The sequence below is a fragment of the Streptomyces fradiae ATCC 10745 = DSM 40063 genome, from assembly GCF_008704425.1.
GTDB classification, from domain to species: Bacteria; Actinomycetota; Actinomycetes; order Streptomycetales; family Streptomycetaceae; genus Streptomyces; species Streptomyces fradiae.
The window spans coordinates 5,667,317-5,688,900 of record NZ_CP023696.1; the positions used below are offsets into that span (position 1 = coordinate 5,667,317).

General features: G+C 76.8%; 20 protein-coding genes. 7 read left to right on the forward strand and 13 right to left on the reverse strand.

From position 1 onward, the window contains the following. Nucleotides 1–7: 7 nt before the first annotated feature. Nucleotides 8–670: a response regulator transcription factor gene (locus CP974_RS24825; RefSeq protein ID WP_031131797.1), complete on the reverse strand. Its 663-nt coding sequence runs from the start codon at nt 668–670 to the stop codon at nt 8–10. A gap of 627 nt (nt 671–1,297) precedes the next feature. Beyond that, entirely contained in the window at nt 1,298–1,975 is a 678-nt protein-coding gene (locus CP974_RS24830; protein ID WP_031129318.1) for a DUF3000 domain-containing protein, read from the reverse strand. 103 nt (nt 1,976–2,078) lie between these two features. On the opposite strand from CP974_RS24830, the gene hemE reads away from it, so the two are divergent. Then, on the forward strand, nt 2,079–3,143 hold the full coding sequence (gene hemE, locus CP974_RS24835) for a uroporphyrinogen decarboxylase (protein ID WP_031129319.1): 1,065 nt from the start codon (nt 2,079–2,081) through the stop codon (nt 3,141–3,143). Nucleotides 3,144–3,539: 396 nt separating this feature from the next. Here hemE and CP974_RS24840 read toward each other — a convergent pair whose 3' ends face one another. Continuing rightward, nucleotides 3,540–4,250, reverse strand: a complete 711-nt coding sequence (locus tag CP974_RS24840; protein ID WP_031129320.1) for a DUF6882 domain-containing protein — start codon at nt 4,248–4,250, stop codon at nt 3,540–3,542. Between the two features lie 255 nt (nt 4,251–4,505). Between CP974_RS24840 and catA the strand changes: the two genes are divergently transcribed. Beyond that, nucleotides 4,506–5,174 carry a type A chloramphenicol O-acetyltransferase gene (gene catA / locus CP974_RS24845; protein ID WP_031129321.1) on the forward strand — a complete coding sequence of 223 codons (669 nt, stop codon included), beginning with the start codon at nt 4,506–4,508 and terminating at the stop codon, nt 5,172–5,174. Between the two features lie 208 nt (nt 5,175–5,382). Here the strand turns inward: catA and CP974_RS24850 are convergent, their stop codons facing one another. Together CP974_RS24850 and CP974_RS30865 are read right to left on the reverse strand one after the other, a co-directional pair. Next, complete coding sequence (locus tag CP974_RS24850) at nt 5,383–6,783, reverse strand: FAD-dependent oxidoreductase (protein ID WP_031129322.1); 1,401 nt, start codon at nt 6,781–6,783, stop codon at nt 5,383–5,385. A 31-nt stretch (nt 6,784–6,814) separates the two neighbouring features. Continuing rightward, nucleotides 6,815–8,023, reverse strand: coding sequence for a DUF4349 domain-containing protein (locus CP974_RS30865; RefSeq protein ID WP_317984133.1), 1,209 nt, complete (start codon nt 8,021–8,023; stop codon nt 6,815–6,817). A 303-nt stretch (nt 8,024–8,326) separates the two neighbouring features. Between CP974_RS30865 and hemG the strand changes: the two genes are divergently transcribed. Further along, nucleotides 8,327–9,697 carry a protoporphyrinogen oxidase gene (hemG, locus tag CP974_RS24860; protein ID WP_231717372.1) on the forward strand — a complete coding sequence of 457 codons (1,371 nt, stop codon included), beginning with the start codon at nt 8,327–8,329 and terminating at the stop codon, nt 9,695–9,697. A gap of 10 nt (nt 9,698–9,707) precedes the next feature. Next, nucleotides 9,708–10,421 carry a hydrogen peroxide-dependent heme synthase gene (gene hemQ / locus CP974_RS24865; RefSeq protein WP_031129326.1) on the forward strand — a complete coding sequence of 238 codons (714 nt, stop codon included), beginning with the start codon at nt 9,708–9,710 and terminating at the stop codon, nt 10,419–10,421. A 308-nt stretch (nt 10,422–10,729) separates the two neighbouring features. Here hemQ and CP974_RS24870 read toward each other — a convergent pair whose 3' ends face one another. After that, nucleotides 10,730–12,160 (reverse strand): MbnB/TglH/ChrH family RiPP precursor modification enzyme, encoded by a 1,431-nt coding sequence (locus tag CP974_RS24870; RefSeq protein ID WP_031129327.1) that lies wholly within the window; start codon nt 12,158–12,160, stop codon nt 10,730–10,732. Between the two features lie 361 nt (nt 12,161–12,521). Beyond that, a complete protein-coding gene (locus CP974_RS24875) occupies nt 12,522–13,391 on the reverse strand; it encodes an aminoacyl-tRNA hydrolase (protein ID WP_373276719.1) in 870 nt (289 codons plus the stop codon). A gap of 6 nt (nt 13,392–13,397) precedes the next feature. Here CP974_RS24875 and CP974_RS24880 point away from each other — a divergent pair, with 6 nt between their 5' ends. Then, nucleotides 13,398–14,072 (forward strand): AIM24 family protein, encoded by a 675-nt coding sequence (locus CP974_RS24880; protein WP_031129329.1) that lies wholly within the window; start codon nt 13,398–13,400, stop codon nt 14,070–14,072. Nucleotides 14,073–14,167: 95 nt separating this feature from the next. Here the strand turns inward: CP974_RS24880 and CP974_RS24885 are convergent, their stop codons facing one another. Next, the gene (locus CP974_RS24885) at nt 14,168–14,650 is read right to left on the reverse strand and encodes a hypothetical protein (protein ID WP_051839050.1); all 483 of its coding nucleotides are present in this window, start codon (nt 14,648–14,650) and stop codon (nt 14,168–14,170) included. 43 nt (nt 14,651–14,693) lie between these two features. Between CP974_RS24885 and CP974_RS24890 the strand changes: the two genes are divergently transcribed. Beyond that, on the forward strand, nt 14,694–14,897 hold the full coding sequence (locus CP974_RS24890; protein ID WP_031129331.1) for a hypothetical protein: 204 nt from the start codon (nt 14,694–14,696) through the stop codon (nt 14,895–14,897). A 119-nt stretch (nt 14,898–15,016) separates the two neighbouring features. Here the strand turns inward: CP974_RS24890 and CP974_RS24895 are convergent, their stop codons facing one another. From CP974_RS24895 to zapE, 5 genes are all read right to left on the reverse strand, one after another. Then, nucleotides 15,017–15,487, reverse strand: a complete 471-nt coding sequence (locus CP974_RS24895) for a potassium channel family protein (protein ID WP_051839060.1) — start codon at nt 15,485–15,487, stop codon at nt 15,017–15,019. A gap of 356 nt (nt 15,488–15,843) precedes the next feature. After that, complete coding sequence (locus CP974_RS24900; RefSeq protein WP_031129334.1) at nt 15,844–16,761, reverse strand: polysaccharide deacetylase family protein; 918 nt, start codon at nt 16,759–16,761, stop codon at nt 15,844–15,846. Between the two features lie 177 nt (nt 16,762–16,938). Then, nucleotides 16,939–18,315, reverse strand: coding sequence for an alkaline phosphatase PhoX (locus CP974_RS24910; RefSeq protein ID WP_031129335.1), 1,377 nt, complete (start codon nt 18,313–18,315; stop codon nt 16,939–16,941). Between the two features lie 538 nt (nt 18,316–18,853). Then, nucleotides 18,854–19,282, reverse strand: coding sequence for an OsmC family peroxiredoxin (locus CP974_RS24915; RefSeq protein ID WP_031129336.1), 429 nt, complete (start codon nt 19,280–19,282; stop codon nt 18,854–18,856). Between the two features lie 67 nt (nt 19,283–19,349). Next, a complete protein-coding gene (zapE, locus tag CP974_RS24920; protein ID WP_031129337.1) occupies nt 19,350–20,417 on the reverse strand; it encodes a cell division protein ZapE in 1,068 nt (355 codons plus the stop codon). Between the two features lie 36 nt (nt 20,418–20,453). Here zapE and CP974_RS24925 point away from each other — a divergent pair, with 36 nt between their 5' ends. Then, nucleotides 20,454–21,416: a pyrimidine reductase family protein gene (locus CP974_RS24925; RefSeq protein ID WP_051839055.1), complete on the forward strand. Its 963-nt coding sequence runs from the start codon at nt 20,454–20,456 to the stop codon at nt 21,414–21,416. The last annotated feature ends 168 nt before the right edge of the window (nt 21,417–21,584 follow it).

The following is a 21,584-nucleotide window of genomic DNA, read 5'->3' on the forward strand; positions in this document are numbered from 1 at the left end:
GGGACGGTCAGTGGATGATGCCGGTGCGCAGCGCGACGGCGACCATGCCGGCCCGGTCGCCGGTGCCCAGCTTGCGGGCGATGCGGGCCAGGTGCGACTTGACGGTCAGGGCGGACAGGCCCATGGACACGCCGATGGCCTTGTTCGACTGGCCCTCCGCCACCAGTCGCAGGACCTCGACCTCGCGGCCGGACAGCTCGCGGTAGCCGCCCGGGTGGCTCGGGGCACCCGGGGGGCGGCGGTGGAGGCGGGCGGCGGCGGCGCCGATGGGGGCGGCGCCCGGACGGGTGGGGTGCCCGATGTTGGTTCGGGTACCGGTGACGACGTAGCCCTTGACGCCGCCGGCGAGCGCGTTGCGCACCGCGCCGATGTCGTCGGCGGCGGAGAGGGCCAGGCCGTTGGGCCAGCCGGCGGCGCGGGTCTCGGACAGCAGGGTGAGACCGGAGCCGTCGGGCAGGTGGACGTCGGCGACGCAGATGTCGCGCGGGTTGCCGATACGGGGGCGGGCCTCCGCGATGGACGACGCCTCGATGACGTCACGCACTCCGAGGGCCCACAGATGGCGGGTCACGGTGGAGCGGACGCGCGGGTCGGCCACGACGACCATGGCGGTCGGCTTGTTCGGGCGGTAGGCGACCAGGCTTGCGGGCTGCTCGAGGAGAACGGACACCAGGCCTCCTGGGAAGGTGCGGGACACTGCCCGGCTCGGGGAGTGGCCGGGGCGAACCGTGCAGATAGGGTCACAGACCTCTTCGGCAGCAATCGCGTGCTCCTTTAGGGGAAGATCGCGGATTACTCGGTAACAATTGGGGCAATTCGGACGGGTGAACGAGCGCCCTACGAGGGAGTGAACGGGCCCGGTCGTCCGGTCCGGGAGGGCCTTGTCCGGGCCCGGTCCGGCAGAGCCCGTAGGGGAGGCGCCGTCCGGGCGTCGCCGCTCGTGGCGGTCTCTTTCCCCGGGGGAGGCGCTTCCGGGCGGGGCCGGTGGTGCCCTTGGGGGGCGGCGTGACCGTGGGAGGCATGACCCGTACGGGTGGCCCCCGCCTGCGCGGGAAGCCCTGCCCGTAGGGGAGCCCCTGCCCTTACGGGTTCGGAAGGGGCCCTCGCCCGGCCTGCCGCCGGCAGGGGGTCTTTCCCGGAGGGGCTTCCGGGGCGGCGAGCCCGTACCCGAGGGGACGGCGTGCGGAGCCCCGGCGCAAGACGGGGCCGGGGCGGGGGCAGGGGAGGGGGAAACGGGGGAGGGGGAAACGGGGAAGGGGAAGCGGGGCAGGGGGGCGAGGCGGCTGCGGGTGGGGGCTTACGGGTGGTGCGGGCCCCGGCGCTGGGGGAGGGACACCACACCCCCGCCGCCCCCGTCCGCGGGCCCCGGCGCGGCCGGCGGCAGGCCCGCCACCTGGCACAGGAGGTCCGCCCATGCCGCCAGGTGCGCCGCGGCGTCCGGCGCGCCGCCCCGGCCCTCCTCCGGCGTCCAGGAGGCGCGGATCTCGATCTGCGTGGCCGGCCGGCGCCCCGCCAGCCCGCCGAAGTAGTACGACCCGGCCTGGGTGACCGTCCCGCTCGCCGCCCCGTACGACAGGCCCCGCGCCTCCAGCGCGCCCGTCAGCCAGGACCAGCACACCGCCGGCAGCAGCGGGTCGGCCGCCATCTCCGGCTCCAGCTCCGCCCGCACCAGCGTGACCAGCCGGAACGTCCCCTGCCACGCCTCGTGCCCGGCCGGGTCGTGCAGCAGCACCAGCCGCCCGTCCGCCAGGTCCTCGCCGTCCTCCACGGCGGCGGCCTCCAGTGCGTACGCCCACGGGGCGAGCCGCCGGGGCGGCCGGGTGGGCTCCAGTTCGATCTCCGGGCGCGGGCGCGCCGCCCGCAGCGCGTCGACCGCGGCCCGGAAGACGGGAGGAGGGACGGGGCCGCCCTCCCCGCCGTCTGTGCCCTCGGTGCCGTCGGAGTGACCGGAGAACTGTTCCTGAGCCGCAGCCATGCGGGGAAGCGTAGGCGGAACGGGGGCCGCGCGCAGGGCAAGACACCCGGACCGCGCGCCCGCCCCGCGTGCCCGCCCACCCGCACATGCGAAGATGCGAGGCGTGAGTGCCAACACCCGCCCCCCGGGCCCCCCGACGCAGACGTACGACTCCGCCTTCCTCAAGGCCTGCCGCCGCGAGCCGGTGCCGCACACGCCTGTCTGGTTCATGCGCCAGGCGGGGCGCTCACTGCCCGAGTACCTGAAGGTCCGCGAGGGCGTCCCCATGCTGGAGTCCTGCATGCGGCCCGAGCTGGTCACGGAGATCACGCTCCAGCCCGTGCGGCGCCACAAGGTCGACGCGGCGATCTACTTCAGCGACATCGTCGTGCCCCTCAAGGCCATCGGCGTCGACCTGGACATCAAGCCCGGCGTCGGCCCCGTCGTCGCCGAGCCGATCCGCCGCCGCGAGGACCTGGCGCGGCTGCGCGACCTGACCCCCGACGACGTCGCGTACGTCACGGAGGCCATCGGCGCGCTCACCGGCGAGCTCGGCGCCACCCCGCTGATCGGCTTCGCGGGCGCGCCCTTCACGCTGGCCAGCTACCTCGTCGAGGGCGGCCCGTCGCGCAACCACGAGAACACCAAGGCCCTCATGTACGGCGACCCCGGCCTGTGGGCGGACCTGCTCGACCGGCTGGCCGACATCACCGCGGCGTTCCTGAAGGTCCAGATCGAGGCCGGCGCCTCCGCGGTGCAGCTCTTCGACTCCTGGGTGGGCGCGCTGGCCCCGGACGACTACCGCCGCTCCGTCATGCCCGCGTCGGCGAAGGTCTTCGACGCCGTCGCCGGGTACGGGGTGCCCCGCATCCACTTCGGCGTCGGTACGGGCGAACTGCTCGGCCTCATGGGCGAGGCGGGCGCCGACGTGGTGGGCGTCGACTGGCGCGTCCCGCTGGACGAGGCGGCCCGCCGCGTCGGCCCCGGCAAGGCGCTCCAGGGCAACCTGGACCCGGCCGTGCTGTTCGCCCCGCGCGAGGCCGTTGAGGAGCAGGCCGGCCGTGTGCTGGACGCCGCCGCGGGGCTGGAGGGCCACGTCTTCAACCTCGGCCACGGTGTGCTGCCCACGACGAACCCGGACGCGCTGACCCGCCTCGTCGAGTACGTCCACACCCGCACCGCCCGCTAGCCGCCGGGCCGCGGCTCCCCGGCCCACCCGGCCCCGGCATCGGCCGAACCGTGCGGGCCGGGCCCCGGCCTACCCGGCCACGGCATCAGCCGAACCGGGCGGTCCGGGCCCCGGCCTACCCGGCCCCGGCATGGCCGAACCGGGCGGGCCGGGCCCCGGCCGTCGCCGCGCGGACCGGCTCAAGCCGTCCACGGCCGACAGGGGCGCGGGCTCGGGCCGGCGGACGCCGACCGGGGCGGGCCCGGGCCGGCGGCCGACGCGCGGGCGGCCGGGGCTCGCGCCGCGGCCGTCCCCAGGGGCGGGCCGGGCTCGGGCGGTCGCCCCGGGGACGGACCCGGGCGGTCGCAGGAGGCCCGGTCTTCGGGCTCGGTCCGTCGCCGGGCGCAGGGGCCCGGGTCAGTCCGTCGCCGGGCGGCCCACCGCCGTGACGTCCACCCGCGCGATCCGGCCCTCCGCGTCGAACGCCACTTCCACCGCCGAGCCGTCCGGCAGCGCTGCGCCCAGACCGCCGTCGGCCACCGGGCGTGCCTCCATCCCGTGCCGGGCGAAGTACCCCGCCACCACGGCCCGCGGCCGCAGGCCGGGCACCAGGCCCACGGCCGTGAGCAGCACGCGCGGCAGCGCCACCGGGTCAGGGGCCGGGAACGGCACCGCCGGGTCGTCCGGCACCAGGTAGGCGCGCGTACCGGGCCCCGCCTCCACCCCGATGTACCCGGCGGCGCCCAGCACGCCCATGGCGCCGAACGCCAGCCGCTCCACCGCCATGCGCGGGTCGTCGAAGCCCGCCAGGGAGACCAGCTCCCGGGCGAACTCAGGCACGTCCCGCTCCTCGCCGAACCGGCGCAGCGCCTCGGCCGCCGCCGCGACGGGCGTGCCCGCGAAGCCCGGGTTGGCCCAGGCCCACATCCACGAGCCGTCCGACTCGTCGTACGAACCGAGCAGGCCCACCCGCAACTCGAGCCCGCCCTGCCGGTACACGCACGCCTCCAGGTCCGCCCCCCACGGGCCGGAGGGCAGGAAGGCGGTGAACGCCTCCAACTGCTGCATGCCCCACCCGGCGTGCGGCTCCGTCGCCCGCACGAAGCCCTCGCTGAAAGAACTGATCATGGACCGACCCTAGAGGGCCCGCACCCGCGCTCGAAGGGCAGGCCCGGGTGTCGGTGGGCACCCTCCAGCGCCAGTTCGTGGCGGCGGGGGGCCGGGCGGCGAGCGGAAGGGGGCCGTCTCCGTCAGCGGCCGGACGGCGGGGAGCCGGTGCGCGTCCAGGGGGGGAAGCGCGGATCGGTTCCGCCCCTCCGGCCGGGCCCGGCGGTCCCGGCGACCGCGTCCGGACCGGGTGCCGACGGGTGGCATGATGATCCGATGGACGCCCCCACCCCGATCGACCTCGACACGTGGCCGCGCCGACAGCACTTCGAGCACTACCGCCGGAGCGTTCCGTGCACGTACGCGATGACGGTGGAGCTGGACGTCACCGCCTTCACCGCGGCACTGCGTCGATCGCGGCGCAAGTCCTACATCGCGCAGGTCTGGGCCCTGTCCACGGTCGTCAACCGCCACGACGAGTTCAGGATGTGTCTCACCGACTCGGGTGAGCCGGCCGTCTGGCCCGTCGTGCACCCGGCCTTCACGGTGTTCAACCCGGAGCGCGAGACGTTCGCGTGCGTGTGGGCTCCCCATGACGCGGACTTCGGAGCGTTCCACGACGTGGCCGCGCCCCTGCTCGCGGAGCACGGCCGGGCCACCGACTTCTTCCCCCAGGGGGAGCTGCCGGCCAACGCGTTCGACGTGTCGAGCCTGCCATGGGCGTCCTTCACCGGGTTCGACCTCGCCATCGGCAACGGCTGGGACCACCTCGCGCCGATCTTCACGCTCGGCCGCTACACCGAGCGGGACGGCCGGGTCCTGCTCCCCCTGGCGGTGCAGGTGCACCACGCCGCCGCGGACGGGTTCCACTCGGCCCGGCTCGTCAACGAGTTGCAGGCTCTCGTCTCGGATCCGAGCTGGCTGGAGGAGAGCCCCCAGACCTGAGGGGAAGGGCTCGTCGCTCCTCCGTGCCGTCCTCGTCGTCGAGCCGGTCACGCCCCGGTCGCGAAGGGGGCGCGGGCCGGGGCCGAAGGGCGCACGCCGTGGCGGCCCGTGGGCCCGGGGCCCAGGAGCCCCGAGGCCCCTGGACCTGGGCCCCGAACCGAGCCCCGAGGCCACGGAAGGGCGCGCCCGCCCCTGAAGGCCCGCCCCCTCAGCCGGCCTCGCGCACCGCCGCGGCGGCCTTGCGGGCGGCGACCTGCACCGGGTCCCACACGGGCGAGAACGGCGGCGCGTACCCGAGGTCCAGCGCGGCGACCCGGTCCACGGACATGCCGGCCGTCAGCGCGACCGCGGCGATGTCCACGCGCTTGCCCGCGCCCTCCCGGCCGACGATCTGCGTGCCCAGCAGCCGGCCCGTCCGCCGCTCGGCGATCATCTTCACCGTCATCGGCTCCGCGCCCGGGTAGTACCCGGCCCGGCTCGTCGACCCGGCCGTCACCGTCACGTACCGCAGCCCCACCTCGCGGGCGTCCCGCTCGCGCAGCCCGGTACGGGCGATCTCCAGCGAGCAGACCTTGCTGACGGCCGTCCCGACGACGCCGGGGAACGTGCCGTAGCCGCCCGCCGCGTTCGCCCCGATCACCTGGCCGTGCTTGTTGGCGTGGGTGCCGAGCGGGATGTACCGCTCCCGCCCCGACACGAGGTCCAGCACCTCCACGCAGTCACCGCCCGCCCACACCTCGTCCCGGCCGCGCACCCGCATCGCCAGGTCGGTGAGGAGCCCGCCGTACGCACCGGTCGGCAGGCCCGCCTCCCGCGCCAGGGTCGTCTCGGGCTCCACGCCGATGCCGAGCACCACCACGTCGGCCGGGTACTCCTCGCCGCCCGCGGCCACGGCCCGTACGCGCCCGTCGGCGCCCGTCAGGACCTCCGTCACCTCGGCGCCGCTGACCGTGGTGATGCCCAGGCCGTCCATCGCCTCGCGGACCAGCCGCCCCATGTCCGGGTCGAGGGTCGACATCGGCTGCTCGCCCCGGTCGAGGACGGTCACCTCGTAGCCCCGCCTCAGCAGCGCCTCGGCCATCTCCACGCCGATGTACCCGGCGCCCACGACGACGGCCCGCCGCCCCCCGGCGGCGTCCAGCGCGTCGATGAGGGCCTGCCCGTCGTCCAGCGTCTGCACCCCGTGCACGCCCGGCGCGTCGATGCCCGGCAGGGCGGGGCGCAGGGGCCGCGCCCCGGTCGCCAGGACCAGCCGGTCGTACCCGGTCCACGACTCGGCGCCGGACTCCAGATCGCGCACGCGCACCCGGCCGCCGTCGAGGTCCAGCCCGACGACCTCCGAGCGGAGCCGCACGTCGATGCCGCGGGCGCGGTGCTCCTCGGGGGTCCGTGCGACGAGCCGGTCCCGCTCGGTGACGTCGCCGGCGACCCAGTACGGGATGCCGCACGCCGAGTACGACGTGAAGCGGCCCCGCTCGAACGCCACGATCTCCAGCTCGTCGGGGCCCTTCAGGCGGCGGGCCTGCGACGCGGCGGACATCCCCGCCGCGTCGCCGCCGACCACCACAAGCCGCTGCCGTCCCGTGTTCCCTCGCGCGCCTCGTTCCATGGGGGCCACGCTACGGGGCAGGCCGCGGCGTTCAGCCGCGGCCCTCCGAGGAAGCCCCGGACTGCCCGGACTCCCCGGACTCCCCGGCCACTTGCGACTCCCCGGCCGCCTCAGGCGTCCCGCCGGTCCCGGAGACCCCGGATGCCCCGGAGACCCCGGATGCGCCGGCCGCCCCGGTGCGAGCGGACGCCTCGGACGCCTCGGGGCTCCCGGAACCGTCGCCCGCACCGGGCACCTCGCCCGCACCGGGCACCTCGCCCGCACCGGGCGCCTCGGACGCCCCCGGCGCCCCGGTGCCGCCGCGCGCCGCCGGACCCCGCGGCGCTCGGGACGCCCCGTGCCCGCCGGAGACCCCGTGCCCCTCCGCCGCGCCGCCCCGCGCGTCCGGCCGGCCCTGCCCCGGTACCGGACCGTACTGCGGGTACACCGGCGTGCCCGCCGGGCGGTGGCCCTGCGGGTGACCGGCCGAGGGCCACTGGGCCGGCGCCGGACGCCGCCGGGCGACGCGTGCCCGGCGCCGCTCCCGCCACGGCCGCAGCACCCGCCGCCACACGACGTACCCCAGCACGGGCAGCGGCAGCCACGGGGCGAGCGCCGCGAGGACGAGCACCAGCCAGGTCAGCGAGGTCAGCAGCGCCGACCAGCCGCCGCGCAGCGCGTCGAGCACCCCCGGTTCGCCGTCCTCCGCCGCCTTCGCGGCCGGCTCGCTCAGCTCCAGGGTGACCGTCGCCAGCGCGGTGCGGTCCTTGAGCGACGCCTGCTGGGCCAGCAGCGACTCCAGGTCCGCCTGACGGGAGCTCAGCTCCCGCTCCAGCGCGACCACGTCGCTCAGCTGCTCCGCCCGGTCCATCAGCTGCCGGACGCGCGCGACGCTCGCCCGCTGCGTGGCGATGCGGCTCTCCACGTCCACCACCTGCTCGGTGACGTCCTTGGCCTCCGCCCGCCGGGACAGCAGCCGGCCCGCACCGGCCAGCTCGGCCAGCTCGGCCACCACACCCTCGTACGCGGCCTGCGGGACGCGCAGCGTGACCCGCGACGTCAGCCCTCCGCCGTCCCCGGCGCGGCGCCGCGTCGACTCGTCCGCGACGTGGCCGCCCGCCTCCGCGGCGATCCGCCGGGCGCGGGCGAGGCGGCGGCGCCGCCGTACCCGGGCTGCGGGCCGCGGGCGCCGCTCCCGGCCTCCGGCGCCGCCGCCCGGTCGGCGCTCGCCTCCGGCGCGGAGCCGCCCGGGCCGGAGCACCCGGCGAGCGCCAGCGAGGCGCCGAGCAGGACGGCCGCGAGCGCGTGCCGTGGACGGGTCGTGATCGGCATGGATGGTCCCCCCAAGGATCGGTGCCGTGACGTGGGTTCGACGTACGGGGGCGGCGGATCGGTTGCGGCGCCCGGTTGCGGATGGGTCACGTTCGGGACTCGTATCGGGGTTTGAGACAGTGGACCCATGAACACGGACAACGCGGACGTCCTGGACCCCGGGGGCGGCGGAGACAGCGGAGACGGCGCGCACGGCGCCCGCGCCGGACGGGTCGTCGTCATCGGCGGCGGCATGGCGGGCCTCACGGCCGCGCTCCGCCTGGCCGGTGCCGGGCGGAGCGTGACGCTGCTGGAGGCCGACGGACGCGTCGGCGGCAAGCTGCTCGCGGGGGAGATCGCCGGGGCCCCCGTCGACCTGGGCGCCGAGTCGATCCTCGCCCGCCGCCCCGAGGGCGTCGAGCTGGCCCGTGCCGCGGGCCTCGGCGACGACCTCCGGCAGCCGGCCACCGCCACCGCCTCCCTCTGGTCCCGCGACGCCCTGCGGCCCATGCCCAAAGGCCATGTCATGGGCGTTCCCGGCGACCCGGCCGCGCTCGCCGGGCTGCTCTCCGGCGAGGGTCTCGCCGCCGTCGAGCGGGACCGCGCGCTGCCGCCCGCCGAGCCCGGCGACGACGTCGCCATCGGCGGGTACGTCGCCGAGCGGATGGGCCGGGAGATCGTCGACCGGCTCGTCGAACCGCTCCTCGGCGGGGTGTACGCGGGCGACTCGTACCGGATCTCCATGCGGGCGGCCGTGCCGAAGCTGTACGAGGCCGTCCGCCGCCACCCGACGCTCACCGACGCGGTGCGCGCGGTGCAGGCCGAGGCGGCGAAGGCCCCGGCCGGGCCCGCGTTCGCCGGCATCGCGGGCGGTGTCGGGCGGCTGCCCGCCGCCGTCGCCGAGGCGGTCGCCGCCGCGGGCGGCGAGATCCGCACGCACACCCCCGTCCGCGGCCTGACCCGCCGCCCCGGCGGCTGGGAGGTCCGCACCGAGCACGAGCTCCTGCACGCGGACGCCGTGGTCCTCGCGACGCCGGCCGGCGCCGCGGCCAAGCTGCTGGCCGCCGTCTCCCCGGCCGCCGCCGCCGAGCTGGCGACCGTCGAGTACGCCTCGATGGCGCTGGTCACGCTCGCCTTCCGGCGCGCCGACGCGGCGGGGCTGCCCGACGGGTCCGGCTTCCTCGTGCCGCCCGTCGACGGCCGGGCGATCAAGGCGTCCACGTTCTCCAGCCGCAAGTGGGGCTGGGTCGACGAGCGCGCCGGCGACCTGTTCGTGCTGCGCACCTCCCTCGGCCGGTACGGCGAGGAGGAGTACCTGGGCCGGGACGACGCCGACCTCGTCGCGGTGTCCCTGCGCGACCTGCGCGACGCGGTGGGCCTGGACGCCCGGCCCGTCGCGACGGCGGTGACCCGCTGGATCGGCGGCCTCCCGCAGTACCCGGTGGGCCACCCCGCACGGGTCGCCCGGATCCGCGCCGCCGTGGCCGGGCTGCCCGGCCTGCGGGTGTGCGGCGCGGCGTACGACGGGGTCGGCATCCCCGCCGTCGTCGCCGACGGGCGGCGGGCCGCGGACGAGATCCTCGCCACGCCGACCCTGGCGCGAAGCACGCAGAGTGACGAGTGAGAATAGCGGTATGAGTGCGCCCGAAAAGATCCCGAACGCCGGTAAGAAGGCGAAGGACCTCAACGAGGTCATCCGCTACACCCTGTGGTCCGTCTTCAAGCTGCGCGAGGCTCTGCCCGAGGACCGCGGCGGCTACGCCGAGGAGGTCCAGGAGCTGTTCGACCGGCTCGCCGCCGAGGACGTGACGATCCGCGGCACCTACGACCTGTCCGGGCTGCGCGCCGACGCCGATGTGATGATCTGGTGGCACGCGGAGACCTCGGACCAGCTCCAGGTGGCGTACAACCTCTTCCGCCGCACCCGGCTCGGCCGCGCGCTGGAGCCCGTCTGGTCGAACATGGCGCTGCACCGCCCCGCCGAGTTCAACAAGTCGCACATCCCGGCGTTCCTCGCCGACGAGACCCCGCGCGACTACGTGAGCGTCTACCCGTTCGTGCGCTCGTACGACTGGTACCTGCTGCCCGACGAGGACCGGCGCCGGATGCTCGCCGACCACGGCAAGATGGCGCGCGGCTTCCCGGACGTGCGGGCCAACACGGTGGCGTCGTTCTCGCTCGGCGACTACGAGTGGATCCTCGCCTTCGAGGCGGACGAGCTGCACCGCATCGTCGACCTCATGCGCCACCTGCGCGGCAGCGAGGCCCGTATGCACGTCCGCGAGGAGATCCCGTTCTACACGGGCCGCCGCAAGGACCTGCCGGACCTCGTGGCGGGCCTGGCGTAACGGCCCGCGGCTCGTTCCCCTGCCTGCGGGCCGTCACCTGACGGGCCTTCGGGCGGGGGCCCCGAGGCCCGAAGGTCCCGCGGTCCCGCGGGTCTTCGGACCGGCCGGCCGGGTCTTCGGACCGGCCGGCGACCTGATGACGGCCGTACGACGTGACGGCCCGACGACCTGGTGGCGTCCGGTGTGAACGGACACCACCCCTCGACCCGGAAGATCAGACGGCGGGCGCGATCCGCCCGCCGCTCCAGCGACACCGGGTCCGGCTCCGGATGCGGCGCGCGGGGACCTCCCCGCGCGCCGCACCGGCGTCACACCACGAGCGCGGCCCGCGCCGCGTGCACCAGCCGGGCCGCCCTGCCCGCCGGGCGGGGGCCCGCGCGCTCCGCCCACCAGCGGTACAGCCGCCGCCGGGCGCGCACGTCCCCCGGCCGCCCCGAGTCGAGCAGGTGCCGGGCGAAGTCCAGCGCGTCCCGCCGGTAGCCGCCCGCCATCGGACGGGTCCGGGCGTACGCGACGAACGCCTCCCGGTAGCCCGCGCCCAGCAGCACCGGCAGCTCGGGCGCGAGCCTCGCGACGACGCCCGCCCGCTTGCGGGCCAGTGCCAGCGCCTGCTGCCGCAGCCGCGCCCCGTCGAAGCCCTCGGGGGCCGGGGTGCCCGCGACGAGCGCCGACAGCAGCGCCGTCTGCCTCAGTGCCAGCCGCTCCCGCGCGGCCTCCGGCGCCGCCTCCCACGCCTCGGCCGGTGCGTCCGTGCGGTGCGGGGCCCGCGCCTCGGTGGGTGCGGTCGCGTGGTCCGGCGCCCGCGTCCCGGCGGGTGCGCCCGCCCGGCCCCGCGCTTCCCCCGGCCCCGGCGCGCCGGCCGGGGCCGCCGCCGGGTGACGGCTCGGACCGGCCGCCGCCGGGTGACGGCTCGGACCGGCCGCCGCCACCCGCTCGCGGATCGCCGCCAGCTCCGCCGCCAGCTCCTCCTCCGGGGGGAAGTCGTCGTCGCGCTCCAGCAGCACGCCCGGCGGCACGGCGCGGGCCGCCAGCTGTGACAGCAGGTCGAGGACCTGCGGCGGCACGGGGTGGGCGTGGGTGTCGTGCCAGACGCCGTCGCGCTCGACCCCGCCCGCCACGTGCACGTACGCGATGGCCTCGACGGGCAGCTCCGCCAGCGCCGCGGCCGGGTCGTCGCCCCGGTTGACCCGGTTGGTGTGGAGGTTCGCCACGTCGATCAGGAGCCGCACGCCGGTGCGCTCGACCAGCTCCGCCAGGAACCGGCCCTCCGTCAGCTCGTCGCCGGGCCAGGCGAAGAGGGCCGCCGCGTTCTCCAGGGCCAGCGGCACCGGCAGCGCCTCCTGCGCGATGCGCACGTTCTCGCACAGCACGTCCAGCGCCTCCCGCGTGCGCGGCACGGGCAGCAGGTGCCCCGCCTCCAGGACGGGCGACGCCGTACGCGGCCCCCCGGCGCGTACGAACGCCACGTGCTCCGTCACCAGCGGCGCGCCCAGCGCCGTCGCGGTCGCGGCGAGCCGGGCGAGGCGGGCCTCGTCGGGGCGGTCGGCGCCGCCGAGACCGAGGGACACGCCGTGCGGGACGACCGTGACGCCCCGCTCGCGCAGCCGGGTGAGGGAGTCGGGGACGTGGCCGGGGCAGACGTTCTCCGCCACGACCTCCACCCAGTCGACGCCGGGCAGCCGCTCCACCGCGTCCGCGATCTCCGGCCGCCAGCCCATGCCTGTGCCGAGCCCCTTCATACGCCCCCTCCTCCGCTCTGCTTGTGGGGTCATGGCCCCGCCGCGGGCCGCCGAACCGCCGGTCGCCGCATTCAGAGCTTCTTCTGAGCTTCGCCGCCCGGGTGGGGGCGCGCCGCCACGGGGCGTGACCGGGCCGGCACGCGGCACGACCGACGCTGCCGCGCGGGCTGACCGGCACTGCCACGCGCCCCGACGGGTGTGTCGGGGCGACCTGGCCGGCGCTCCCGCGCGGGCTGACCGGCGGGCTCAGGCGACTTGGCCGGCGCTCCCGCGCGGGCTGACCGGCGCACTGCCCGCGGGCCGTACCGGCGTTCGCCCAGCGGGCCGTACCGGCGCCCCTCCCCGCGGCCGGCCCCGCGGTTCAGGCGGGCGGGGCGGGCCGTTCGGCGTCGCTCGCCGCCGGCGCTCCGGCGGTCGCTCCGGCGGGCGTCCCGGCGGGCGCCGCGCCGGACGTTCCCGGACGCTCCGGCGGGGCCGCCGCGGCGGGGGTGAAGTCGGAGACGACCGTGGCCGAGCCGGGGGCGATCTCCGTGAAGCCCGCGTCGCGGACCACCGGACGGCCGCTCGCGACCAGCTCCGCCCACCGCCCGGGCAGCGCGGTGCGCACCGCGAGGGGGAAGCCCGCCTCCCGCCACGCCGCGCGGGCGGCGCCGTCCAGCGCCCACCACAGCAGTTGCGCCCCGTGCCCGGCCTGCGCCATCTCCTTGCCCGCGGACATCCGCAGCTCCGGGTTGAGCCACAGCACGGCGCCGCCGGGCGCGGGCGGCGGGGGCACGGCCGGGTCGTCGAGCTCCGTGCCGGAGACCTGGAGACGGGCCAGGTCCTTGGGCCAGCCGTCGAGCGGGACCGGCGGGAAGACCCGTACCTCGGCCTCCTCGCCGGTGACCGTGACACCCGGCAGCAGCGCGGCGCGCCGCCACTCGGCGCCCCTGGCCCGCCGGACGACCTTGCGGATGCGCGCGTCCTCCCAGTCGCGGACGGCCCGCGCCCACGGGCCGTCACCGGTCGAGCGCTCGTCCGACAGCATCACCAGCACGGCCCGCGCGGCGGTCTCCAGCGCGTCCGTGCGGGCGGGCGGCGCGGCCTTCTCGATCCGGACCACGAGCGGCAGGACGAACTGCGGTGCGGTGTCCCGCTCGTCGGTCCCGGTCACGTTCTCGCTGCTCACCCGCCCAGTCTGCCAGTCGCCCCGGTACGGGACTGGCGCCGGGGGCCGGTCGCGGGCCAGCATGCGCGTATGAAGAGCGAGCTGTTCGCCTCCGAGAACCTGGCACGCCAGGCCGAGGCCCCCGGTATGACCCTGCAGAACTCCAAGTGCGTCAAGTACGCCGTGAACGGCGAGATGCACGCCCGCCAGGGCTCCATGGTCGCCTTCCGCGGCGACCTCCGGTTCGAGCGGAAGGGCCAGGGCATCGGCGGGATGCTCAAGCGGGCGGTGACCGGTGAGGGGCTGCCGCTGATGGCGGTGCGCGGGCAGGGCGAGGCGTGGTTCGCGCACGAGGCGCAGAACTGCTTCGTGGTGGACTTCGAGCCGGGCGACGCGCTCACCGTCAACGGCCGCAACGTCCTGTGCTTCGACGCGACCCTGTCGTACGAGATCCGCACGGTGAAGGGCGCGGGCATGGCGGGCGGCGGGCTGTTCAACAGCGTCTTCACCGGCACCGGCAAGCTCGCCCTGGTCTGCGACGGCTCCCCGGTCGTGATCCCCGTCGGGCAGCACCAGCCGGTCTACGTGGACACCGACGCCGTCGTGGGGTGGAGCGCCCACCTCGCCACGTCCCTGCACCGCTCGCAGTCGTTCGGCTCCATGATCCGCGGCGGCTCGGGCGAGGCGGTGCAGCTGATGCTCCAGGGCGACGGCTTCGTGGTGGTGCGCCCCAGCGAGGTGACCGCCCAGCCGGCGCAGGGCTGAGGCGCGTACCGGCCGGGCGGGGCCGGACGTTTCGGCGCCAGCCGGGCGGGGCCCGGCGGGCCGGGGGCCGGTGCGGCCGGGCGCGGGAGCGGCGGTCAGCAGGGGCCCTCGGCCACCTCCAGCGAGGGGCGGACCTCGTCACCAGAGGGCCGGCCGTGGACGTCCCGCGGCAGGTCGCGCACAGAGGGCGTCACCGACACGCAGTACGCGGTGTCGGTGTCGGGTGTCGTGACCTCGTACCGGTCGGCGCCGCCGCCCTCCTCGCGCGCCTCCACCCGCGCCCCGTGCTCCGGCCCCTCGCCGCTCGCGTGGACCGCGTCCCGCAGATGGAGGCCGTACCCGGTCGTGAACTGGTACGCGGGGAGAGGCTCCGACTCGACTGCGCGCTCTGCCTCGTGGACGGCCGCCCGCAGCTCCGCCTCGCTCCACCTGATGTCGTCGGCGTAGTCGTAGAGCCCCCAGGCGACCATGAGGCCGGTCACCACGATCAGCACGCGGCCGACGCGGTTGCGGTGGTTGTAGTGCCAGTGCCCGCCGGTGCGGACGAAGACCGGCTCGTCGCCGGGGCTGCTCGTCATGGCCGCCCAGCCTAGCGGTGGCGCCCCGGCTACAGTCGTACACATGGACGAGACCCGCGACAGCGCGTACCGCGCCCCGGCGGAGCCCGTGACGGGCGAGCGCCCGGCCGACGGGGCCGGCGGGCCGCCCTACGCCGACTGCGTGCTCTGCGGGGAGCCCACGGAGTACCCGGAGTCGACCAGGGGTGCCACGCTCTGCCCCGTGTGCGAGTGGCAGGAGGCCCAGCGGGGCGCCTGCTCGGGCTGACGGACCGGCGGTGCGGCCCCCGGGTCGCCCGGCCCCTCGGTCGCCCGGCGGCCCGGAGCTTCGGCGCCCCGAGGGCCCCGGGAGGCGGCCGCCTTCCGGGGGCGACGGCGATGTGGCGCTCAGCCGCGGTTCTGGCGGTCGCGCCGCGTCTCGGTCAGCCACCGCACGCGCCTGCTCAGCGCCGTCACGCCGGCGGTGAGGAACACGAAGCTGTACAGGACCTGCACCACGACCACCGCGCGGGCCGACTGCCCGAGCGGGGTGATGTCGCCGTAGCCGATGGTCGCCAGGGTCACGAGGGTGAAGTACAGGGCGTCGACGCGCGTCTCAAGACCCGAGAACTCGCCGGGGTCGCGGGCGAGGACGAGGTAGCAGGCGGCGAAGATCAGCACCGAGAGGGCCAGCAGGACGGCGATGACGAGGCCGGATCGGGTGTCGGGCCGGTCCAGCAGGATGTCGTGGATCTGCCGCAGGATCAGCACCGCCATCGCGGCCAGTGTGGCGCCCAGGATCGACCAGCTCAAGCCCGGGCGGTGGGGGCCCAGCCGGTCGAAGGGGAGCAGGAAGTACGCGGCGACCGCCGCGCCCACGAGGAGTACCGCCGCTGCCGTGCCCGCGTGGCGGGTGACGAGGTCCCGGGCGCCGCGCAGGACGCCGGTCACGGCGGAGGGCCCGGCCGTCGGTGCCGCGCGGCCCGCGGGCCCGCCGCACCGGGTGACACCCTGCCCGCCATACCGCCTCCCGACCTTTCCGGCGCCGTCGCGCGCCCCAGTGAACCGCCGCCGCACCGACCGCCGTACGCCCAGGCACCCGGCGGGCCCGTACGTTCACGCCAACGGCCCCGCACCCGCCCGGCGGGCACGTTCCCGGCCGGCGGGCGCGCCCCGGCCGTATGGCGGGGGCGGCCGCCCGGTGGCCGTCGGCCGGCGACTCCAGCCCTCCGCCGTCAGCCCGCCATCAGTTCGGAGACCTTCACGAACCGGTAGCCGCGCGCCCGCAGCTCCGGGACGACGCGGCGGATCGCCTGCTCGGTCACGGGCGCCGCGCTCAGCGTGCAGTGCAGGACCACCACCGAGCCCGGCCGCACGCCCTGGAGGACCTGCCGGGCCACCGCGTCGGCGTCCTTCGCGAACGCGTCGCCGCCCACCACGTCCCACTGGACGGCCGTCACCTTCGCCGGGGCCAGCGCGCGCAGCGCGTCGTCGTCGTAGCAGCCGCCGGGGAAGCGGAAGTACGGCACGACGTTGCGCACGCCCGCCGTGCGGAACGCCGCGAACGCCCGCTCCACGTCCGCCGCCATGTCCGCGCGGCCCAGCGTGGGCAGGCCGTAGCAGGGGGTCCGGAAGGCGTGGTGGCTGTAGGAGTGGTTGGCCACCTCGAAACGCGGGTCGGCGCCGATGGACCTGGCCTGGTCGGGGTACTCCTCCGCCCACCGGCCGGTCATGAACACGGTCGCGTCCACGTCCAGGCGGCGGAGCGTGTCGATCAGCGCGGGGTTGTCGAACCGCTCGCCGCCCGCCGCGCGCGGTCCCTGGTCGGCCGTCATGTCGGCGTCGAAGGTGAGCGCGACGGTCTTCTCGGCGGCGGCCCCGCCGGAGAGGGGGGCGCGGCGCTCGAAGACGGGGGTCAGGCCGCCGGGGCCGGGGGCCAGGGTGGGCGGCACGCGCCGGGCGGCCCCGGCCCCGCCGCGCGCGGGCGCCTCGGACGCGCCGGACGCCCCGGCCGGCCCGGAGGCGGCCGGGGCGTCCGGAGAGGCGACGGGCGAGGGGGCGGCGACCTGGGCCGCCCGGTCCGCCGGGCCGGCCGCGGGGGTCCCGCAGCCGGCCAGCACGAGACCGAGACCGCAGGCAGCCAGCACCGACACACGCCGAGCAGACCGAGCAGACCGAGCAGACCGAGCAGACCGAGCAGACCGAGGAGACCGAGGAGACCGAAGACATCGAACAGATCGAGCAGAAAATCTCACTATCGGAAAGTATCCGATCAGTTGCCCGGCGTCGCAGACGCTCCCCCCGTGTCGCCGCCCCTCGCCCGCACGGCCTCAGGCCCAGGGCCCGGTCACCGCGAACGTCGTCCCCGGGGTGTAGCAGTTGACGTACATCGTCCGGCCGTCCGGCGAGAAGGTGACCCCGGCGAACTCGCCCCACTCGGTGGCCTGGCCGGAGGCGTCGGTCTCCAGCGCCTGCGCGTTGCGGGCCATCGCGTACACCTCGCCGCGCCGCGTCAGCCCGTACACGTGCTGCGCGCCTCCGCCGTCCTCGCACACCATCAGTCCGCCGCCGGGGGCCAGGCAGATGTTGTCGGGCGACTCGCCGGGCAGCCGCGGGTCGGAGTCCGGGCCGAAGACCACGACCAGCGTGAGCCAGCGCAGGTGCGGGTCGTACCGCCAGACCTGCCCGTGGTGGTCGGCGGCCGACCCCTGCGAGGCGCGGGCGAAACTGGAGACGAAGTACACCGACCGGCCGCCCCAGTAGCAGCCCTCCAGCTTCTGCGCGTGCGTGATGCCGCGCCGTCCGAAGTCCTGGAACCGGATCGGGGTGCGCCGTGCCTGGCTGTCCGGTACGGGGACCCACTCCACGCGGTCGAAGCGGGTGCCCGGCTCCCTGACGGCGGACAGGTCCGGCACGCCCGGCACCCGCATCGCCTCCAGGGTGCCGCCCGCGCGCAGCGAGCCGGGGCCGCCGAGGGGCCGGTGCGGCAGGAACCGGTAGAACAGCCCGAAGGGCCGCTCGAACGCGTCCTCCGTCTCGTACACCACGCCCGAGCGGGGGTCGACGGCGACGGCCTCGTGCGCGAAGCGCCCGAGGGCGGTGAGCGGCACGGCGCCGGAGCGGCGCGGGTCGGCGGGGTCCACCTCGAAGACGAACCCGTGGTCCCGCTCGTAGCCGTCCGTCCCGGCGGTGTCCTCGGTCTCCTCGCAGGTCAGCCAGGTCCTCCAGGGCGTCGGCCCGCCCGCGCAGTTGACGGCCGTCCCGGCGACGCCGACGCGCTCGTCGACGACGGCGCCGCGCGGGTCGAGGGTGAGCACGGTGCAGCCGCCCCTGGCCGCCGGGTCGTACGTGAGCCCCGGCACGGTCGGGACGCCGAGCGGGGCGTCCGCGCCGTTCTCGTGGTTGCGGACCAGGTGGACGCGGCCGCGGCGGCCGGCGATGGCGGCCATCCCGTCGTGCCGGCCCGGCACCGCGCCCTCTCCGGAGCGCAGCGGCGCCCCCTCGCGGGACAGCACCCGGTAGCGGAAGCCGCGCGGGAGGTCGAGGAGGCCGTCGGGGTCGGGGACGAGCGGCCCGTAGCCGGTGGAGCCGGTGTGGGCGGAGGCGGCGGCCGTCCCGGCGAACAGTTCGGCGAGCGCGCCGCTGAAGGCGATCCCGGCGAGCGCGGAGCCCGTACGGGTGAGCATCTGACGTCGTGTTGCGGACATGGCGACTCCCTGCTGGCGGACAGGTACACGGACGTGACTGATCCGCACACGTGTACCACGCTGCGTGGTGATCGGAGAACAGTGCGAATCGGGCACAGGGGTGGGGCCCGTGGGGCGGCATCGTCCGGTGGGGCCCGCCCCGCCCGGCGGGGCGGCCCGCCCCACGCGGCGGCGCGGGGTGCCGCTCATGGCCGGTTCCGGACGGTCCCGCCCTGTCGGCCCGCCGCCTCGCCGCCTCGCCGCCTCGCCGTCTCGCCGCCCTGCCGTCTCGCTGTCCGCTGACCTGGTGGGATCGTCGCCCTGTCGCCCTGTCGCCCTGTCGCCCTGTCGCCCTGTCGCCCTGTCGCCCTGTCGGCCCCGTCGGCCCATCGGCCCCGTCGGTCCGGGCGCGGTCGGTCCCGTCGGTCCGGGCGCGGTCGGTCCCGTGCGGGAGAGGGGCCGGGGGCCGGTGGGTCTGCCCGTACGCGGACGCGAGAAGGCCCGGCCGCCGCCCGTCGCGGGGCGGTGGCCGGGCCTCCTGGGCCGTCGGCGCGGGCCGTCAGGCCGCGAGCGTCGCGGTGAGCGTGATGGTCGTGCCCGCCAGGGCCTGGCTGACCGGGCAGCCCGCCTTGGCCTCCTCCGCCGCCTTGGCGAAGGCGGCCTCGTCCACGCCGGGCACCTGGCCCTCGACCGTCAGGTGCACGCCCGTGATGCCCGTGCCGGGCTGGAAGGTGACGTCGGCCTTGGTGGTCAGCCGGGTCGGCGGCGTGCCCGCCTTGCCGAGGACGGCCGACAGGAACATCGAGAAGCAGCTCGAGTGCGCGGCCGCGATCAGCTCCTCCGGGCTGGTCTTGCCGTTCGGCTCCTCGGCGCGCGCCGGCCAGGAGACCGGGTAGGAGCCGATGCCGGAGGAGTCGAGGGTCACGGTGCCCGTGCCCTCGGTGAGGTTGCCCTCCCAGACGGTGTGCGCGTGACGGATGGTGGCCATGCCGGCTTCCCTTCCGGCGCCGTGCGGCGCCAGGACGGTGGACGTTGGGGGCTTGCGGCCACCCAACCTACTGCGCCACCAGCCCCTTCGCGTCGCGCGCGAGGGCGGTGAGGCGGGAGATCGCCCGGAAGTACTTCTTCCGGTACCCGCCGTTCAGCATCTCCTCGCCGAACAGCCGGTCGAACGGCAGTCCGGAGGCGACCACGGGTATCTCCCGGTCGTACAGCCGGTCCGCGAGGACGACCAGGCGCAGCGCCGTCGACTGGTCGGGGACGGCCGTCACCCCGGTCAGGCACACGGCGGCCACGTCCTCCGTCAGCGCCCCGTACCGGCTCGGGTGGACCCGCGCGAGGTGGTCCAGCAGGTCGGGGAAGCGGTCCAGGGAGGCGCCCGGCGTCGCGTGGGCGGCCCGCGTCACCTGCTCGTCCGCGTACGGCGCGGGCGCCTCGGGCAGTCCGCGGTGCCGGTAGTCCTCGCCGTCGATGCGCTGCGGCCGGAAGTGGGCCGACAGGCCCTGGATCTCGCGCAGGAAGTCGGCGGCCGCGAACCGGCCCTCGCCCAGCTTCCCCGGGAGGGTGTTCGACGTGGCGGCCAGCGCGACGCCCGCCTCGACCAGCTTGCCGAGCAGCGTGGACACCAGCACCGTGTCGCCCGGGTCGTCGAGCTCGAACTCGTCGATGCACAGCAGCCGGTGCCCGCTCAGCGTCCGCACGGTCTGCTGGAAGCCGAGCGCGCCGACCAGGTTGGTCAGCTCCACGAACGTGCCGAACGCCTTGAGCGCGGGCTCGGCCGGGGTGGCGTGCCACAGCGACGCCAGCAGGTGGGTCTTGCCGACGCCGTACCCGCCGTCCAGGTAGACGCCGCGCGGTCCGCTGGGCGCGGCGGGCTTGCGGGCGAACCAGCGGCGCCTGCCCCCGGCGGCGGGCTCCCCGCCGAGACCGGCGGCGAAGTCCGCGAGGACCCGGACGGCCTCGGCCTGGCTGGGCTGGTTCGGGTCGGGGATGTACGTGTCGAAGCGCACGCCGTCGAAACGGGGCGGCGGCACCATCTCGGCGACCAGGCGATCGGCGGGGACGTGCGGCTCGCGGGCGCACAGGGACAGCGGGACCGCTTCGGTCAGGGCACTCGTCGACACACCCCCCACTCTAAGGGCCGTGCCAGACTGCACGGCATGCGACGCCTGTTCCCTGTGACCGACCAGACACCGCCCGTTCCCGCAGCTCCGGCCGCCCCCACCGGGCCGTCGGGGCACGCGGCCGCCCCCACCGGGCCCGCCGCCGCGGCGCCCGGCGCACCGGACGCCGCCGCGCCGGCGCCCGCCGGACCGGGCGCGCGGGGAGCGGCCGGCGAGTGGTCGCTCGACGAGCTGGCCGACGCGTACGCCTACCCCGCCGACCCGGCCGCCGCCCCGCGCGGCGCCTGGCTGCGGGCGAACATGGTCTCCTCCCTGGACGGCGCCGCCCAGCACGACGGGCGCTCCCAGCCGATCTCCTCCGCCGCCGACATGCGGGTCTTCGGCACGCTCCGGGCCCTGGCCGACGTGGTGGTCGTGGGCGCCGAGACCGTACGCCGGGAGGGGTACCGCCCCGCTCGCGCGCGGGAGGCGTTCGCCGCGCGCCGCCAGGCGGCCGGGCAGGGGCCCGCGCCCGCCGTCGCCGTGGTCAGCGCCTCGCTGGACCTGGACTTCTCGCTGCCGCTGTACACCTCCCCGCTCGTGCCGACCCTGGTCCTCACGGGCGCCGCCGCGCCGGCCGAGCGGGTCCGGGAGGCGGAGCGCGCCGGGGTCGAGGTGGTCGTCGCGGGCGACGGGCGGGGCGTCGACCCGGAGCGGGCCGTACGGGCGCTGGCCGCGCGCGGGCTGTCCCGGCAGCTCACCGAGGGCGGGCCGAGGCTGCTGGGGCAGTTCGTGGCCGCCGGGGTGCTGGACGAGCTGTGCCTGACCGTGTCGCCGACGCTCACCGCCGGGGACGCCCAGCGCATCGCGGGCGGGCCGTCCCTCGCGGTGCCGTCGCGCTTCGCGCTCGTGTCGGTCCTGGAGGAGGACGGCTTCCTCTTCACCCGGTACCGCCGCGCCGACCCCGACCCCGACGCCGCCCCCGACACCGACGCCGCCCCCGGCACCGCCAGCGCCTGAGTCCACGTGCCGGGGTGGTCCGGCGCGGTCCGGCGGGCGCCTGGCGCGAGCGGACGCACCGATCCGGCAACAGATCGGAATTAACCGTTCCGCTTACCCCCGGCTGGGCACACTTACCTTCGCAGACCCCGTGCGCGCACGGGGGGAAAAGGTTTCCGCAGAAGGGCT

Bases quoted from the DNA above. Each gene is read 5' to 3' on its own strand.
- CP974_RS24830 (WP_031129318.1), bottom strand. From the start codon at position 1,975: ATGGCTGCGGCTCAGGAACAGTTCTCCGGTCACTCCGACGGCACCGAG.
- CP974_RS24840 (WP_031129320.1), bottom strand. From the start codon at position 4,250: ATGATCAGTTCTTTCAGCGAGGGCTTCGTGCGGGCGACGGAGCCGCAC.
- catA (WP_031129321.1), top strand. From the start codon at position 4,506: ATGGACGCCCCCACCCCGATCGACCTCGACACGTGGCCGCGCCGACAG.
- CP974_RS24850 (WP_031129322.1), bottom strand. From the start codon at position 6,783: ATGGAACGAGGCGCGCGAGGGAACACGGGACGGCAGCGGCTTGTGGTG.
- hemG (WP_231717372.1), top strand. From the start codon at position 8,327: ATGGCGGGCCTCACGGCCGCGCTCCGCCTGGCCGGTGCCGGGCGGAGC.
- hemQ (WP_031129326.1), top strand. From the start codon at position 9,708: ATGAGTGCGCCCGAAAAGATCCCGAACGCCGGTAAGAAGGCGAAGGAC.
- CP974_RS24870 (WP_031129327.1), bottom strand. From the start codon at position 12,160: ATGAAGGGGCTCGGCACAGGCATGGGCTGGCGGCCGGAGATCGCGGAC.
- CP974_RS24875 (WP_373276719.1), bottom strand. From the start codon at position 13,391: ATGCTGGCCCGCGACCGGCCCCCGGCGCCAGTCCCGTACCGGGGCGAC.
- CP974_RS24880 (WP_031129329.1), top strand. From the start codon at position 13,398: ATGAAGAGCGAGCTGTTCGCCTCCGAGAACCTGGCACGCCAGGCCGAG.
- CP974_RS24885 (WP_051839050.1), bottom strand. From the start codon at position 14,650: ATGACGAGCAGCCCCGGCGACGAGCCGGTCTTCGTCCGCACCGGCGGG.
- CP974_RS24890 (WP_031129331.1), top strand. From the start codon at position 14,694: ATGGACGAGACCCGCGACAGCGCGTACCGCGCCCCGGCGGAGCCCGTG.
- CP974_RS24910 (WP_031129335.1), bottom strand. From the start codon at position 18,315: ATGTCCGCAACACGACGTCAGATGCTCACCCGTACGGGCTCCGCGCTC.
- CP974_RS24915 (WP_031129336.1), bottom strand. From the start codon at position 19,282: ATGGCCACCATCCGTCACGCGCACACCGTCTGGGAGGGCAACCTCACC.
- CP974_RS24925 (WP_051839055.1), top strand. From the start codon at position 20,454: ATGCGACGCCTGTTCCCTGTGACCGACCAGACACCGCCCGTTCCCGCA.